The organism is Actinokineospora enzanensis DSM 44649 (genome assembly GCF_000374445.1).
In the GTDB taxonomy this organism is placed as follows: domain Bacteria; phylum Actinomycetota; class Actinomycetes; order Mycobacteriales; family Pseudonocardiaceae; genus Actinokineospora; species Actinokineospora enzanensis.
Genome location: NZ_KB894465.1, coordinates 1 through 16,275 on the forward strand (window position 1 = coordinate 1; position 16,275 = coordinate 16,275).

The 16,275-nt window shown below is 65.8% G+C and carries 9 protein-coding genes and 2 pseudogenes; 2 read left to right on the plus strand and 9 right to left on the minus strand.

Going from position 1 to position 16,275, the window contains the following annotated elements; all coding sequences use genetic code 11:
- Window positions 1-84: 84 nt before the first annotated feature.
- Window positions 85-582 carry a DUF4265 domain-containing protein gene (locus C503_RS0136240; protein ID WP_084477443.1) on the minus strand — a complete coding sequence of 166 codons (498 nt, stop codon included), beginning with the start codon at window positions 580-582 and terminating at the stop codon, window positions 85-87.
- Window positions 579-752: an HNH endonuclease gene (locus tag C503_RS49040; protein ID WP_425393552.1), complete on the minus strand. Its 174-nt coding sequence runs from the start codon at window positions 750-752 to the stop codon at window positions 579-581. Before C503_RS49040 ends, C503_RS0136240 begins: the two co-directional genes overlap by 4 nt.
- Before the next feature lie 105 nt (window positions 753-857).
- Between C503_RS49040 and C503_RS47530 the strand changes: the two genes are divergently transcribed.
- Window positions 858-1,037, plus strand: a complete 180-nt coding sequence (locus C503_RS47530; protein ID WP_211222529.1) for a hypothetical protein — start codon at window positions 858-860, stop codon at window positions 1,035-1,037.
- Window positions 1,038-1,437: 400 nt separating this feature from the next.
- Here C503_RS47530 and C503_RS0136255 read toward each other — a convergent pair whose 3' ends face one another.
- The 5 genes from C503_RS0136255 to C503_RS46560 all read right to left on the minus strand — a co-directional run bounded on the left by C503_RS0136255 (window position 1,438) and on the right by C503_RS46560 (window position 14,642).
- Window positions 1,438-1,980 (minus strand): hypothetical protein, encoded by a 543-nt coding sequence (locus C503_RS0136255; protein WP_018687113.1) that lies wholly within the window; start codon window positions 1,978-1,980, stop codon window positions 1,438-1,440.
- Between the two features lie 3 nt (window positions 1,981-1,983).
- Window positions 1,984-8,688, minus strand: a complete 6,705-nt coding sequence (locus tag C503_RS42270) for an RHS repeat-associated core domain-containing protein (RefSeq protein ID WP_051115033.1) — start codon at window positions 8,686-8,688, stop codon at window positions 1,984-1,986.
- Window positions 8,689-8,770: 82 nt separating this feature from the next.
- Window positions 8,771-12,055 (minus strand): LamG-like jellyroll fold domain-containing protein, encoded by a 3,285-nt coding sequence (locus C503_RS0136265; RefSeq protein WP_245572678.1) that lies wholly within the window; start codon window positions 12,053-12,055, stop codon window positions 8,771-8,773.
- A 924-nt stretch (window positions 12,056-12,979) separates the two neighbouring features.
- Window positions 12,980-13,699, minus strand: coding sequence for a hypothetical protein (locus tag C503_RS0136275; protein WP_156893772.1), 720 nt, complete (start codon window positions 13,697-13,699; stop codon window positions 12,980-12,982).
- An 82-nt stretch (window positions 13,700-13,781) separates the two neighbouring features.
- Window positions 13,782-14,642 (minus strand): hypothetical protein, encoded by an 861-nt coding sequence (locus C503_RS46560; protein WP_156893773.1) that lies wholly within the window; start codon window positions 14,640-14,642, stop codon window positions 13,782-13,784.
- A gap of 226 nt (window positions 14,643-14,868) precedes the next feature.
- On the opposite strand from C503_RS46560, the gene C503_RS0136295 reads away from it, so the two are divergent.
- The gene (locus C503_RS0136295) at window positions 14,869-15,585 is read left to right on the plus strand and encodes a hypothetical protein (protein ID WP_156893774.1); all 717 of its coding nucleotides are present in this window, start codon (window positions 14,869-14,871) and stop codon (window positions 15,583-15,585) included.
- Between the two features lie 206 nt (window positions 15,586-15,791).
- Here C503_RS0136295 and C503_RS49045 read toward each other — a convergent pair.
- Together C503_RS49045 and C503_RS49050 are read right to left on the minus strand one after the other, a co-directional pair.
- A pseudogene (locus C503_RS49045) lies at window positions 15,792-16,106 on the minus strand (transposase family protein); the annotation flags it as partial.
- Between the two features lie 34 nt (window positions 16,107-16,140).
- Window positions 16,141-16,260: pseudogene (locus C503_RS49050) on the minus strand (IS5/IS1182 family transposase); the annotation flags it as partial.
- Window positions 16,261-16,275: the final 15 nt, after the last annotated feature.

The following is a 16,275-nucleotide window of genomic DNA, read 5'->3' on the forward strand; positions in this document are numbered from 1 at the left end:
TCACATGATCCCGCCTTGAATTGCCGGCAGACTATAGAGGCCGATCCAACTACGGCTGCATGCTTACATTTCGAGCGGTTCGCGCTAGGGAAACGATAGGAGTTGAGCCTGGTGAGGCTTCGAAATCGCTGATTCCTGAAATTCGATATCTCCGCGATCCTTGGCTGCTATCAACTCTGACCTGAGCGCCGCATAGTCGGTATCAGGCTTGACATCGACCGCATAGTAGGTCGCGTCGCTCATCGTTTCCCAGGCCGCACCGAAGCTCAAAAGCATCTGGTCCAGGGCGCTCCGGGAACTCGGGGACGTGACAAGGATCTGCACGGCAGAATGCCCCGATTCGGAGACGAACTTGTCGAAGACGACTTCCCGACGTTCATGGTCAAGACGCACAGCGATGATATCCCCGAACGCCACACCAATGCAATAGAATGGCGTATTTCGCAACGACAGATGTAGCTTGGTGTCAGTCTTTTCTGCCCAGAGACGCTCGTAGCGAACCGGAGGCCAGGTCGGACTTTCCTCTGGCAGGTCAAAGGTGACTCGGAATACTCGTCGATTCTCTTCAGGGTCAACACTCATTCGTCATCCAAAATAGCTCGAAGTTCCGAGTCCCGCACCGATAGGGGCTTGTCGCCCTTGCTGTTGTTGCATTCCCTACAGGCGACCGCCCCATTATGTTCGGATCCATGCCCGCCTGCGGACTTGGGGATTTGATGGTCGACCTGCGCGTCATCCGGCAATCCCGGCACCCGCTTTTTTTGGATTGTCCTCTCTCGAAGAGTACGAGAGTGCCGGGGACGAAGCTGTTGCAGCCGCCGCGGGAGGCGAGGCGTTGTTCGACATCCTCGCGGTTGGTGCCCGGTATCCCGGTCGCGTTGCTGCGCAATGCCACCCTGTTCGCCGCGTTCGGCAGCATGTACTTCGAGATCACCTTCATGAGCGATGTGGAGCACCGGCAGCAGTTCTTCGCGCCGATCATCGACGAGGTCGAGCGCGCCTTGGCCGTTCGAGCGGTATACCTGGCCGAGCGTTGATCATCCTGCGACAAACAGGCCGGACAAGGTCATGTTCGCACAGTCACCGAGGTTCGGGTGATGGCGTCGCGCCGTCGAGACCGAGGATCGCCACTGGCGGTTGAACACGGCCGTCCGGCGGTGTTGCCCAATGGATTACGCGAGCCGGGCGAGGTAGCACTCGTCGAAGTTGGCGTGGACGGCGACGAAGACCCCGTCGATGTTGACGACGCAACCCTGGAACCGTGCTGGTTCGATCCCTCCACGGGCCAGCTTGACAGCCGACAACGGAACTCGGACGGGTGTGGTGCAGGCGCGACGACATCCTCCCGGCGCGCTTGGGGTCGGCAACAGCTGGCCAACGCGGAAAAGTGGTGCGCCGCGATTGTCTCGCGGCGCACCACCAAGTCGCGGCATCCGATCAGTCTGAGTCTGGGTGGTCGAAGGTGAGAATATTCGACCGGTATGTCGGAGCGGGATCCTTTTCCGGAGCGATCTCGACCATGAAATCGCACAACTCGACACCGGTGGGATTGCCATCGGCATCGACGGCGCCCGGTTCGTCGGCCCAGTCGATCAGGTGCACGACCACGGTATACCTGCCTGCCGCCAATGGAATCACCACGGCGTCACCGATGTGGGATCCGACGTTCTCCAATCCGCCCAAGTCGAGAGTGCCCCGGGAGATCAGAAGATACGGCTCCGAGGATACCGCGGTGTACCGACTCTCGCGGTCGGTTCGCCCCCCGGTGCGCACGACCACGTCGAAGACGCCATCACCACCTACGTTGAGGGGCACGAACACGCCTGCGGAGATGTGGCCTTCCAAGGCTTGGTCCTCAGAGAGCCGAGAGTCCCAAGCGTCCTGGTCGGTGACGCTGGCAAACCACTCCGGCTGCCATAACGCGCACAACCCGCAGTCGGTCTTGACGATGTGTCGCACGTCCAGTTCGGGTTGGTCCATGGCTCATCTCCCACATACGCTGATCGTCACACTGCACACCCTATCACCTGGCTGCAGTCCGTTCGATTTGATCTGAGCACTTATTTGACTCCCCAGACTTCTATTGACCGAGGTGTCCAGCAACTGCATGTTCGATACATCGTCCGCACCGCCCAGTTGAAGGTCGATGGTATGGTCGACGTCGTACCCTGGCTGAGACTTTCTGCCGCTTTTGGTCCATGTGCGCACTGCGCTCGTCTTTCTGTCCGGCTTGGTCACCACCAGGCCACCGGGATTGTTGTTCAATGCATCCACCTTTGCGTCCGCTTGCGCGATTTGTTCGTCGGTCCACCCGTCCTTGTACTTCAGTTCGATAGGGGTGCAGTTGTGGACGAGAACGGAGGTACTTCCGGTGACGACAAAGTAGACGTGGTCGGCATCGACCGAGAGGTTATGCACCTGGAGGTTGGCGGCTCGGTGCTGGATTCGTGATACCTCGACCGAACGACCGGAGGAGTCGAGCAGCCTGACTCCAGGCAGTAGATCGTCCGCAGTGACCCAGCGTCCGGCGGTGGCCGACCAGAACGGGTGGCCATCCGTAGCGGTGATGGCTCCGCCATTGGCGAGCGTGATGTCGACCAGGTGCTTATCGCCTTGGCCTGCGATCGTCGCGACTACCACGCGGGAGGATTTCTTGCCCGTGTTCGGATCCACCGCAAGAACTCGATCATCGAGCTTCAACTGCTCGATCGGCCGAGTGTTGCCGTCTGCCAGCAATACGAGCGTGCCGGGGATGAAACTGTTGCAACCAGCCGAGGCCAGACGCTCCTCGACATCCTCGACGCGGTGGAGGTCGGCCATGGCTCGGTCGCGGCGGCGGAGCCAGTCTTTGGCGCTGCGGAAGGCGTCGATGATCTTGTCGACGATCTTCCCGGCTTTGAGGAGTTTGTACCAGGGGAGGGCTGAGACGATCTCGATGCCGCAGTCGAGGAGGTCGAAGTCTTTGATGCAGCTGTCGATGATGCCCTTGACGCCGATGATCTCCTGGAGGGTGTCGCCCGCGATCTGGAGGGCGACGTCCACCCAGCCGCGCTTGTCGGCGGCAAGTTTCTTCGCGTCCTCGTATTCCTGGGCGCTCATCCCGGATTCTTTGAGGACGTCCTTCTTGCGTACCCCGGTCCAGGGTGGGTCGATCCAGACCCGGTAGGCGAAGATCTGCACGGTCCAGTAGATGACCGGCACGAACATGATCACGGGGAAGAACAGGCCCATGATGTAGGTGGTGGTCAGGAAGGTCGTGGCGGCGACCCGTTCGGCTACCGAGATGGTTTTCCAGTAGAGGCCGGACGGGTCGGAGTTGGTGACGGGGGAGTTGTTGGCGTAGGCGTAGCCGTTCATCTGTTGTGGGTCGTCGGTGTCCAGGACCGGGTCGACCGAGGTGAATCTGCCTGTGGCCGGGTCGTACTGGCGGGCGCCGAGGTTGGTCAGGCCCGTGTCGTCCTTCGTGCCGCCGACGAAACCCTTGTCGTCGGGCCAGGTCGACGACTGGGTGCCGCGCGGTTGGCCGAAGGGGTCCTGCCTGCGCTGGTTGAGTTCCAGCGTGTCGGCTTTCAGGGTCATCGAGGTCGTGCCCTGGTGGTCACCCAGCTGCCAGAACAACCCGGCCTTGGGGCCGGTGGAGCGGACTGCCACGACGGAGTCGCCGTGCTTGTAGTACCTGCGGGCGGTCAGGGTCTTGGTGTCGTTGTAGAGCACCAGTTCCATATCGCCGACATACAAGGTCGTAGTGGCCGCCTCGCGCTTGATCAGGCGGCCGCCGTCCGCGTCGTAGAGGTACTTGGACTGGCGGCCGTCGTGTTCGGTGACCTTCTCGGTGCGGCCTGCCGGGTCCCACTCCAGCTGCTGCGTCGACCCGGACACCGTCCGAGTGGTGGTGTTGCCGGTGGCGTCGTAGCCGAAGATGTCCTGTGCGGTGCCGCTGGGGCCGGTGCGGGTGACCGACCGCAAGGTGTGCGGCTGGGTGCCGTTCGGGCCTCCGTAGGCGTAGGTCCGGACGGTGTCGCCTGCCGCCGCATGTTCGGTTTCCTTGGTGCGGTTGCCCGCGATGTCGTATTCGTAGTCATGCCAGTAGGGCGCGGGTCCACCGAGCCCGGCGTTGGTCGGCTGCTGGGCGCAGTCGCCGTCGGCCGGGGTGAACGCGCGGGTCATACGCTTGAGGTAGTCGTAGCCGAAGCACTGCGTGTCGGCCGCCGTCCCGGGTGGGGCGTCGGTCAACCTGGTGACGTTGCCCGCCGGATCGTAGGTGTACCCGCGCTTGGCCAGGTACGCGCTGTTCAGCAGGTTGCGCTGCACGTCGACGGCGGAGAGCCGCCGGGTGCCCTCCTCGTAGAACATCGAGGTGTAGACCGACTTGGACCCCGTACCCTGGGTGAGCCGCAATGCCTCGCCGTACTTGGAGTACAGCGTCTCCGGCACGTACTTGCTCACCCCGTATGTCTCGGTCGGCAGGCCCACCTCGTTGTACCTGTGGTAGATCGCCTCCGCGTCGAGACCGCCCGCCGCCGGATCGATCTGCGACAGCAGCCGACCCGTCCGATTGTCGAAAGTGGACTCGAACTCGTACGACCCGGTCAGCTTGTCCTCACCGTCCGGGATGGTCAGCTTGGACTTCGTGGGCCTGCCGGAGGCGTCCACGGTAAGCACCTGCGAGGTGTACGCCTTGGTGCCCACGTACCGGGTCGCGGTGTCGGCCAGACCCGGCTTGACCGCGTCGAAGCCCCACGACGCGACCTTGGCCTCGGGCTGACCTGGACCGCGCCGCTCGTACTCGGCGACCTTCCGGCCGAGCACGTCGTACTCGGCCCTGGTCGACATCCCGCGCGCGTCGGTGCTCGTCTCCAGCTGGTCGCGCGAGTTGTAGGTGTAGCTCGTGGTGCCGGAGTCCGGGTCGTGCTCGGCGATGTTACGACCGAGCGCGTCGTACTCGTAGCTCCACTGCGAGCCGTCCGGGGCGGTGATCGTGTCCTGCAGGCCGCGCGCGGTGAACGCGTACCTGGTCGAGTCGTACGCGCCCGTCGGTTGGCGCCCGTGATACTGGCGCTTCTCCGTGGCCCGGCCGTGCACGTCCCGGATGACGGTGGTTGTGGTGCCGCCGGGCGGGGGGACGACCGTGGTCCGGTCACCGCCGTAGCTGGACGACGTGCGCCACTGCTCGACGCCGAGCTTGCGGTAGATGACCTCGGTCTCTCGGCCGAGGGCGTCGAACTCGGTGGTCGTCTGGTTGGGGATCGAGTTGTCCAGCGCGTCGAGCACCGACTTGGTCGGCTCGTCCTGGTTGTAGTACGCGCCGTTGACCTTGACCTGCAGGCCGCGCGAGTCGTAGTGCCAGTCGTTGAGCACGCGGCCGCCGCCGACGGCGGGGATCTGGGTCTGCCGCTCGCGCAGCAGTCCGTCGTAGAGGGTGTAGGAGGTGTTGTAGTTGCCGTCCTCGCGCAGCGACTTGGTGGTCACCACGGTCGGCGCGTCCACTTTGTACTCGTACTCGTAGACCGAGTTCGCCGGGGTGTTCGGGCCCTTCGGGTTGCCGGGTGCCCACACCCGCAGGAGCCTGCCCAGCGGGTCGTACTCCATGTCGGCGCGGCGACCGCTGATGTCGGTCTCGTCGAGCACCAACGACCGGGCCGGGTCCATCTCGGTGACCGCGGTGAACCCCTTGGGATCGGTCTTGGTCACCGTGCGGACGCCGAACTCGCCGCCCGCCGGGCTGTAGGCGGTCCTGGACTTCCCGCCCTCGGAGTCCTCGACCTCGACCGGGCGCCCGAGGTCGTCGTACGTGGTCTTCTGCGTGAGCTGCCATGCCGTGCCGGTCCAGCGTTCGGTGGCGGTCAGGTTGCCCTTGGTCGGGGTCGTGCCGAAGGCTTGGCCGTCGTAGCTGGTTCGGCTTTCCGCTACCACGTCCGCCGCCGTGCCGGGCAGGTTCGCGCACGGCTTGGCGATGGTGCGGATGGTAGCGGGACGGGTGAGGATGTACACCTGTTCGTTGACCGCGTACGTGGTGGTCGCGCAGGTCTCGTCGCCGGTGACGGCGGTGTCGCCCGCGTCGTCGACCCTGGTGGTGTTGCCGTGGTCGTCGAAGCTGTTGACCACCGACGTGCGTCGCCAGGTCCCGTCGCTCAGCAGGGTGCGGCCGTGGACCGCGCCGATGTTGGTCATGTACGCGTTGTCTTCGCCCGCGGTCGCGGTCGGGCCGCGCACCCAGGGGACCTTCATCGACACCGAGTCGAGGGTCGCGCCGTTGTAGCTCTGCGACTCCAGCGCGAATCCCGCCAGCCATTCGCTGTCGGTCTGCACGCGGCCGTCGGAGTCGGTGACCGTGACGGTGCGCTTGCCGTTGCCGGGTAACCGGTCGCCGTCCATGCCGCGCAGGAATCGTTCGACGGTCACGCCCTGCGTGGTTCCCGGTTCACCGACCGTGGTCTGGACCTTGCCGTAGCCGCGCCACTGCGACCACGTGCGGTGGGCCAGGTCGGTGAAGTCGTTGTCGTCGAAGTGCCAGGCGGGGTTTTCGAGGTAGTCGTAGTGCGTCTTCTTCAGCACCGAGCTACCGGTGCGGTCGTCCTCGGTGATGTCGGTCGCCACGTACTTGTGAAACCAGCCCAGCACCTGGTCTTGGCCGAACTCCGGCAGCCACCAGCTCGGGTAGCACCGCTTGGTGTTCGACTCCGGGTTGACGGGCATGTTGCTGCCATACACACACTCGCGGTCGGAGTACTTGACCTCGGTGATGCCACCGGCTTCGTTGCGCACCCGTTCGACCCGGAACCGGGTGATGGGCGGCAACCCGTCCCCGGCCTCGACGCGGTTGGGCATCGACCGGCCGTGGAAGATGATGTCCGGTTGGGACACCGTGCCGCCGACGTGGCCGCTGACCGTGATACTCGCCAGCCACAGCGCGGGCGAGAGCCCGTCGCCGGTGTCCGGGAACTCATGCTTCAGTGCCCAGGAGTCGACGTCGCGCCATTGGGCGTCCCCGGTCACGTCGTCGCGGCGGACCTGGGTCAGCACCTTGACCAGGCGTTTGCGGGTGAAGAACGACGGCGAGAAGCGGTTCTCGCACCGGTCGCCCGCCTTGCAGATGCGGTCGAACGGCACGTCCGGCCACGATGCCGCGGTGGCCGCGGTGAGCTGGTCCGGATTGCAGGCGAACCCGGGGGTGGGCAGGCACCGCTCGGCGGTGTCGAACCACACGCGCGACGGGGCGGGCGCGTAGAGGTTGGTCGAGCGCAGGCCGTACTCGATGCGGCGGACGTTGCCCGCCGCGACGTACTCGGTCTGCTTGCCCGCGTCCTGGTCACGGCCGTAGAAGTTCTTCTCGACGTCGTAGTAGTACGTGGCGGCGTTGCCGTTCGTGTCCACGACGTAGTCGAGGTTCCACCGCCAGCCTTGCAGGCACCAGGAATTGGCGAACGCGGCCTGGTTGCAGTCCTCACCGGCGTGGTTGCCGAACACCGGGACCGTGAACGCCGAGTTGGTCTCCGGCTTCCCGGCCGACCAGCCGGGGAGCCGGTTGAGGCCGAGGAAGTACTGGGTGCCGTTGCTGCTGGTGATCTTCCAGTACTCGCCGTTGTTGTCGCCGTTGGCGGCGCCGGTCAGCAGCTCGATCTTGGAGCCGTCGTCGTTCTTCGGCCGCCAGGTGTTGGTCCCCGCGACCCGTACCAGCTCGGCGGAGACGCCGTTGAGCGACATGATGGCGTTGTCGGTCTTCCAGCACAGGTCGCCGGTCTTGCGCTGACCGTTGTTGCCGCCGAGGTCGTCGGCGCAGGCTTGGTAGCGCCGCTCGATGAACCCGCCGCCCGCGCTCAGTTCCCAGCCGTCACCGGGAAGCCCGGCCTGGTTGTTCGACGAGCTGGTGCGGCCGTCGACGGTTCCCGAGGAGTAGCCGAGGCCGATCTTCGGTGCGATACCGGCGGTCGGTGGTGGGACGCGCAGCGGGATGGAGTAGGTGAAGTCACCGCTTGAGCCGCCCGCCGACCACTGCCCCGCTGGGGACAGGTTGGTGGCGCCGAACGAACCGCCCGCTCCCGAAGGTGCTGCCGCGACCGCGAAGACGGCCGTGGCGGACTTCTGCGTCGCGGGGAGGGTGACTTCGGCGGTGACCGCGTGGCCCTTGACGTTGTTGGACGAGTGCACCGGCGAACCGGTGCGGCACTCGGCCTTCTCCGGTGTGGTCGCCGCACAATCCGGCAGGCGTATCAACGTCAGCCGGGAGCCGTAGTCGCCGCCGTAGGCGTTGGCGAATCCGCCGTAGTCGACGCGTACCGACAACGGCGAACCCGCAGCGCCGCCCGCATCGTCCACGGCGAACACCAGGCCCGTCACGCCTGTCTTCGCCGAATGCGCTTGGTCGAAGGTCGAGATCTTGACCTTCGACCCGGACTTCGCCGCCAACGCCGCAGGTGCGGAGACCGAGATCGGCAGGTTCCCGGCCTTCTGGAAACTTGCCGCGGGCTTGCCCGCCAGGGCGACCTCGGCCGACGAGGTGCCCGGCCACTGGGCGGGCGCGAACGGTCTGCCGATGGCCTGGTCGACTTCGTTGGGCGGCAGCGGCCGGGAATGCACCGGCAGCCCCGGGACGGATTTCTCCTGTTGCAGTGCGGGAAGGTTCACATAGCTCGGATCGCCCACCGCGGGAGGCGCCTGCACGAGCGTGGTCGTCAAGACCACGCTCATGCACAGCGCTATCCCGGGTACCAGGCGTCTTCTGGACATGCCTGACCCCCAACGGTCATCTCAACTTGTCGGTGCGGGGATTTCAGTTCTGCACGGGCAATTGGCCGATGGCCTCATCGGTGAGGGTCCCGGAATAGATCCGGACCCCGCGCACGGCGCCGAGGAACGGATCCACGTTCCCGTTCTGCCATACGCCGCCGCCGATCATCAGCTCACCGGCGCCGTTCCAGCCGGTGATGCCGGACTGTGTGCCCGCGAAGACGCCGTTGACGTACATCCGCGCCTCGTGCTTGGCGTGGTCGTAGACGGCGGCCAGGTGCACCCACTTCCGGGTTTCCACCGGTGTGTTCGCCGGGATCCACCAGACGCCGTCTTGAGTCTCGCTGTGCGAGACCTGCAAGGCCCACTTCTGCAGTTCCGGGCGGTACTGCAGCATGAACGGCGAGTTGCGAGCGCCGGTCAGGCTGACCGCTGTGCGCCCGAGCGTGCCGGTCGCGTCGAGCCGCACGAACGCCGACACGGTGTAGGAACGGTCGGTGCGCAAGGTCGGGCGCGGTCCGTTGACCGTGCCGGAGACGCCGGTGAAGTTCACGCCGGTCCTGCCATCGACGGTCGTCCACGCAGCCGGTCCGGACAGCGTGGCGTCGGCGTTGGTCACCGAATCCTTCGTGGTGGTTCCAGCGCCCTCGGCCATCGGGTAGTGCGCACGCTTGATGGCCTCGTTGGACAATGCGGCGGCCTCACTGGGAACCAGGACCCGCTGGTAGGCGCGGACGTCGTCGACCGCGCCGGGGAAGAAGTCCACCCGGGTGCCGGTCCACAGCGATGTACCGATCTGCAGCGGGCCGGATGCCGACCACGTGCTCTCGTAGCTCATCTTGGCGGAGAAGGCGCCGTTGACGTAGAGCCGCAGTTCCTTCGCGCCTTGGTCGTAGACACCGATAAGGTGCGTCCACACCCCGGCCTGAGCGGGCTCGGGCGAGACGACGCGGGCGTGGTTGTTGCCGCCCCCGTCGACGTCCTGGCTGAACATCACGAAGCCCCAGTGGCCGTCCGGGGTGCCCTGCAACTGGAAGCCGCTGGTGCGCACGCCGTCCTGGGACACCGCGTCGGGCCAGTAGCCGAGCTGGTCGAGGCGCACCCACGCCGACACCGAGTAGCTGCGGCCGGTGTCGAGCACCGGGCCGGAGGTGTGCAGGTGCTTTCCGTAGGCCAAGTCGACGGCTTGGCCGTTGTAGCCTGCCCCTGTCGGAGCGGCGCCGCCCTCGGCGGTGAGGGGGTGGTTGCCGTCGGCGGAATCGGTCAGGTCGCCGTCGAGTTTCCAGTGCCCGACCAGGCCGCCCGTGAGCGGGTCGCCGGGCGCGACGAACACCGAGTAGCGCACGATCGATGAGAGGTTGCCCGCGCGGTCGACCGAGCGGACGAACAGGTTCAGCGGACCCTCGGTGGTCGGCGTCCACCGGATGATCGCGGTGCCGCCGGGGGCGTCGACGGCGACGCGGGTCTTCGGGTCGTCGTTCTGTTGGTCGGTCGCCGACCACAAGAACGCTGCGGTGTCGGCGGTCCCGTTGGCGGAGAGGGTGAACGTGCCGGTCTGGCCGATGCCGCCCGCGGGGGTGTTGCCGCCGCCGGGGTAGTCGGTGGAGGCGATGGTGGGCACGCCTGGAGCGGTGGTGTCGACCTCGAACTCGCAGTTCCCGACCCAGATCGAGTTGTTCCCACCGTCGGTGATGACCAGCGACCAGTTGTAGACGCTGTTGTTCTCGATGATGCCCGTGGGCACCTGAACCTCGGAGAACGAGCCGGATGGCACGTTGTCCTGGTAGCCGTGCCACACCGCGTGACTGTCGGCGATCGGACCCTTGTGCAGCGCGAAGTGCGCGTTGACCATGCCGCCATCCGGGTCGCTGATCCGACCACGAAGCCGGGGGACCTGGGTGAACACGAACGGCCGGTTCACGCCTGACGCGCACGGGATCAGCCCGTCCTCCATCCCCAGCTCGGCAGGCGGCAGCGGCACGCTGTTGTAGACGACCTCCAGCACCGGGTCCAGGGCGAACCGACGCCAGTCCTCCTGCCGGGCCTCGTCCCTCGCACGCAACATGAACGACACAGTGGGCCACAACTCGTTCGCGCCCTGGCGCACGATGCCATCGACGTTCACCTCGGTGGCACCGTCGGACGGACAGTGGCCCGCGTTGTTGGCCTTGGTGATATCGCCCTGCTTCAGGCTGATCAAGGGTTGGTTGTTCCAGGTCGTGCCCCAGTCGAAGCCCCAGACGTGCCATAGCTCGGTGGGACCGCCCGCGCAGCTCCACGAGTGCACCACGCGGGGCCGGACCTTGGCCCGGTAGATGACCTTGCCTCGGATGGCGGAGACGTCGAAGCTGAAGAACGAGCGGGAGATGTACCCGTTCTGATACCCCGCCTTCAGGTCATCGAGGTCACCGCCGGTCCTGTTGAAGTTGTGCTCATCCGGCCACGCGCTCTGCACCACCGCATGGTTGAGTTTGGTCCCGGCCCACCAGTACTCCGGATCGATCAGCACAGGAAACACCCGCTCGGGCGCGGTAAGGTATCCCGGATCCGGGCGTATGACCGTGGCCTCGCGGGTAACCTCGAAATCCATAGTGGACACCTGATCGGCCGACTTGCCCACCGAGTTGGCGGCGACACGCACGGCCGAGTCCCACATGCGCGAGGCGTCACCCCCGAAGACAACCTGCCCCTGGTCGTCGACGACCTCGATCTTCCCTTCCGCTCCTGCGCGCGGCGTCACACCACGGACATGGTGCGGGAACGAGATCTCCTTGAGCCGCGGATCCGAGGCCGCCTGACGGTTCTTGACGACCAAGAGCTGACTGAACCCCTTGCCCGTCACCCGAACGGTGAGATCGATACCGGGCATGACGTCCGGATAGGTGGCCAACGCCCCACTGAGCCGAGGCGCGGGAAGCACCCCACTCCAACCGATCCCGATCTCCTTGCCGTCCCTGGCCGCGACAGCGAGCCCATCACCCGCCCCACCACCGGACAGCCGCACATCGACCGCGGCCGCCTTCGGCCCCACCGACCCATCCGGCCGCACCTCCAACGACAGATCGATCGGCACCCACTTCCCATCCCGCCGAACCCGCTGCGGCTCCAGACCTTCCCGCCTGGTCAACGTCCCGTCAGGGTTGGCGACCACCTCGGCTGTCTCGGTGGTCTCCTCCACCACCGACACCGGCCGCCCACTCTCCCCGGCCGCGGCAAGCGCCGCCGACTCTGGAGTGACCGGCTTTCCGGCCGCTTGAGCGATCGAAGGCACACCCGCCAACATCGATAACGACAGCACTGCGGACAGCAGCGCTCTACCAGACACCATCAAGTGACTCCCCCGGCTACTCCCGTACGCACCTTGGGTGACGCACCGGACACTTCGTGTCAACGATAGATGGCTACCAGTAACCCGCAAAGATCGTCAAAACATGCCGAACGCTGATCTCGAAAATCTCCAACCGTCGCTACTTTGTCGACCTTGTCGGACATGTTGGAACCAACCAGGCAACTTTCCTGGCGATACAGAGCCTGGCCAGCGGATTTCCGCCACCACCGTCCACAAGACGCCGTCACGCAATGTGTCGAGCCGACCAAGGTCATCCTGCGCTGTTCACGATACGCTGAGAAGAAACTCACGATCCGCACACCAAACCGCTTCAAGACCGATCCCAGCCAACCCTCGGCCGTTTAGTCGCCCTCGACAGGCGAACCTTCGATCGTCAACCGCCATCCGTGTCCCATATTGGCCTGAGAGCGACAGTCATCGGCGTGGGTCGGGAGACGTCACCTACGATGATTGGCAGACGGGCGCCGAGTTCGGAACCTCACGCGGATGAACGCACTCGCCGAGACCTCAGCTTGCTGCGACGCGAACTCGCCAACCGGCTACTCATCACTGGCGGCCACCACCTCCACCACCTCCAGCACGTACCGGACGCCCACGTCGAGCATCACAACGCCAACCGCAGCGGCCAAGGCCACAGCATGAGACTACGAGCACCCGACGACCACCGGAACGTGATCCCCTGGCCCACCCCAACCGACCGGACCACACGCACACAACGACTCACCGGACTACTCAACCACTACCAATCAGTCGCATGAACCCGCAGCTCATAGCCAGTGACAGCATTTTCGACCAGCACAGGCGGTGCAGGCGACGTGGTCCGCCTCGCCACAGGCGCTGAGGTCCTCGTTGGGGAGATGGACGCCGAGCTGAGCCCAAGCTGATGCGGCAGGCCCGCCGCTCTCAGCGCACGGAATAAGCGCGCACACAGTAGGGATCGGACGCGATCTCCCGAGACGCGAGTGATCCGGTCCCGGCAAGCTCGCGAATCCGCGAGGTAAGGAAACCGCCCGCGGCCACCACGAGCCCACTTTCGGCGGCGATGGGAACATCGTAGCCGCAGACCTCGCTCGTGCCGGGATCGCGAAAATAGACCCGGACGACCTCGGGGCTCTGCGCCAGGAATCCGACCGGATAGACGATCTGCGCCCCGACCTGGGGCGGCTGGTCGTCGAACCGGGTAAACGTTCCGCCGATGGCCCCGTAGATCGCCTCGCCCAGCCCGGCCGCGGGATCCTCACCGCTGCCTGAGAACATCCGGGCGTCGACCACGCGAACCCCGCGCCCGTCGACGCTCCAGTCGGCTTCCGCACCGCAGGCGACCGCCTCCAGGACGAGCCTGATCGTAGTGACGTGACGGAAGTGGTTGACCTGCTGCCCACCGGCGTCCAGCAAGGAGCAGTCGATCCCGATCGCCGTCGTCAAGTCGTCGCCGTCGAAGACGAAGACCCGCGCAATCGTCGGTTGGGGACGCACCACTCCGCATACCGTATAAGCGGAACCGGCCAGCGGCGTGGAGACGAACTCGGTCAACCGCTTGACAAACGTCCAATAGAGAATATCCGCCAGAGGTGAAGGGGTCTGCTCGGTCCTTTCGCCTCGGCGTGGATCATCGGCCGACACAGAGCGAGTATACCTCTCAGCCGTTCGCGTTGACGGCGTCAGGGCAGCGGTACCGCGAGACCCACGAGCGACTGCACCGGCTTCAGACCGACTGGCTGGCGCACGTGCTCGGCGGGCGGTGACCGGTGCCGCGCGAGGGAAATCGGGAACCGCGGCCCGCGACCAAGCTGTCCACCCGCGACTCGGTGCGGACGGCGTTGTTCGCGCTACGCCTGGTTTGGGAAGCTGACCGGCGCCGCTGCACCGCGATCCTGGTGCACCAGTTGCTCGCCGCGGTCTCGCTCGTGCTGGTCGTGCTGGTCGTGCTGGTCATGCGGGAGCTGCTCGGCGGCCTCGGTGCGGCGGACAGGGGCCTCTGGTCCGAACTGATGCCGTTGCTGATGGCGGTCACCGTCGTCCTCTCGGTCGGCGGGCGCTGCGCGGCCTCGCCCAGTCGTGGCAGCGGGTTCTCGCGGTCAAGGTGGACCGGCACATCATCGCGCTGGTTCTCCGGTCGGCGATGGACGCGGACCTGCTCGCCTTTGACGACCCCGACTTCTACAACCGGCTCCAGCGCGCGATTTTCGCCTCTCGCGTGCACTCCGCCAGCCTGGTGTCCTCGGCGGTGGCGATCGTCCAGGCGTCCTGCGGCCTGATCGCCGTCGGGATCGGGTTCGCGCTCATGACATGGGTGCTGGTCCCGCTCTGTCTGCTCGTGCCGGTCCCGCTGGCGCGCGCGGCCGAACGGGAGCGCGACGCGCGCTACGGCCTCACCGCCGAGTTCGCTGAGGACAGCCGCGTTCGCGAGTACCTCGAACGGCTGCTCACTGGCTGGGACGAGGCGAATGATTGTGGCGTTGGCAGGTATCGCTGCGATCGGCGTGTCGGCTATCAGTACGCCGATGGCGGGAGCCGAGCCGGGTTCGTCCGTGCGCGATCCGCTCGGCGGGATCGTGTCCAGCACGCCGGGGTTCGGGCCGACGGTCCGCCCGGAGGTCCGTACCGGCAGCGTGGCCGAGGCCAATCGGATCGCGGTTCGGACCGGGAACACGTGAGGAACGGAGGCATCCGATCTGTCCGCGCGGGAACGCCTCGCTGCGGAACTGGCCGCGGCGGCGGGGGATCCGGAGCCGCCGCAACGGGTCTTGGAGGAGTGTCTGCGTCAACCGGGGACCGACAAGGTCGGTGGCGTGGTACTCAACCGGTCGGTGTGGTGCCGGCAGAACGAGGTCGAGGGCCACTACATCAACACCTCCACCGGGAAGGAGGAAGGCTCCTTCACGTTGCCCTACCGTGCTTTCGCGCTCGCCAACCCGGCGGACCGTCAGGTGCACGTGTGGTTTCACGGCGACGATTACCACACCTCGGACAGCTTCTCCGGGTGGTCGACGCTGGGGTTGAAGGTCGAGTGCGTACGGCTCGCCGACGTGGGGTGCACGGCCAACCAGGGATATGTCACGCAGGACATCGGCGACTGGGATGACGGCGACTGGTACCGGTGGGATCTGAAGTCCGACGAGAACGTCGCCACCCAGATGCCGGAGAAGGTCCTGCGGAACCTGTTCTCGTTCAGCGGATATGCCATCGACGACTTCGACCACGAAATCGAACTGTCGTCGGAGACACGGCCTGGGATCCGGTGCGACTCGGCGGCCTACTTCGTCACGCGCCGGGCCTGCGTGTTCACCGATGTCACGCCGCACCTGATCTACCGGTACAACCAGGGCTACAACGAGGTACTCGACCACATCCGTCAGGTGCAGGACTTCCCCGACACCACCCACCCGCCGAAGGTCGGCCCGAAGGTCATCCCGGGCAAGTTCAGCCTGACACTGCCGTCGGGCCTGCTGTCACGGATGGCCACGGTCACTGAGGTTACAGGTGGGGCTGCGGGGTCGTTGAAGTAGTCGACTCGTGCCATGGTCAGCGCTCCTCTGTTGATGTTGCCCACACGCGGTCGAAGGACTCCATGTAGTGGCGCCACATCGGGCTTTCTGGTGTGCGGCGTAGGTGGATCACCGGGTTCTGACCGGCTAAAGGCTGTCCCGTAATGATCAAGAGTGTTGACGGGACAAGGGGGGTGACAGTGGTGTCGCTTGCGGGCGGTGGTTGTTCAGTCGGTCATGGCGAGGTTGCGTATCTGGGCGATGTCTCGGGTGGCGTGCCGGACGCCGTCGCGTTTGCGTCGGCAGTTGCGCAGGATGTTCCAGGGCTTCATGTGCGCAAGTGCGTGTTCGACTCGTGCGCGGACGCTTTTGGGGACGGTGTTGAGGTCTTCTTTCCAGTGTGGCAGAGGCGGCTGGTCCTTGCGGGGTGTGCGGTAGGGCATGATCACGTCGGGGTTGCGCTGGTAGCGGCCGTCGGCCATCACGTTCGCGCCCCGGCACTGCCGGTCGACGCGCGAGTCGGTGTAGGCGCGGCAGTCGTTGCGGTTGCCAGGGGGTGGGGTCGCCGACCGCGACGATCAGGCGGGTGTCGGCGTCGATGACGACCTGCATGTTCACCGAGTACCGGTAGTTCTTCGACGACGCGGAGATGGTGCGGTCGTGGGTGGGCACCAGGGTGCCGTCCACGATCAGCACGGTGTCCGGGCTGTG

Coding starts and splice junctions, on each gene's coding strand:
- C503_RS0136240 (WP_084477443.1), bottom strand. CDS start 582: ATGAGTGTTGACCCTGAAGAGAATCGACGAGTATTCCGAGTCACCTTT.
- C503_RS0136255 (WP_018687113.1), bottom strand. CDS start 1,980: ATGGACCAACCCGAACTGGACGTGCGACACATCGTCAAGACCGACTGC.
- C503_RS42270 (WP_051115033.1), bottom strand. CDS start 8,688: ATGAGCGTGGTCTTGACGACCACGCTCGTGCAGGCGCCTCCCGCGGTG.
- C503_RS0136265 (WP_245572678.1), bottom strand. CDS start 12,055: ATGGTGTCTGGTAGAGCGCTGCTGTCCGCAGTGCTGTCGTTATCGATG.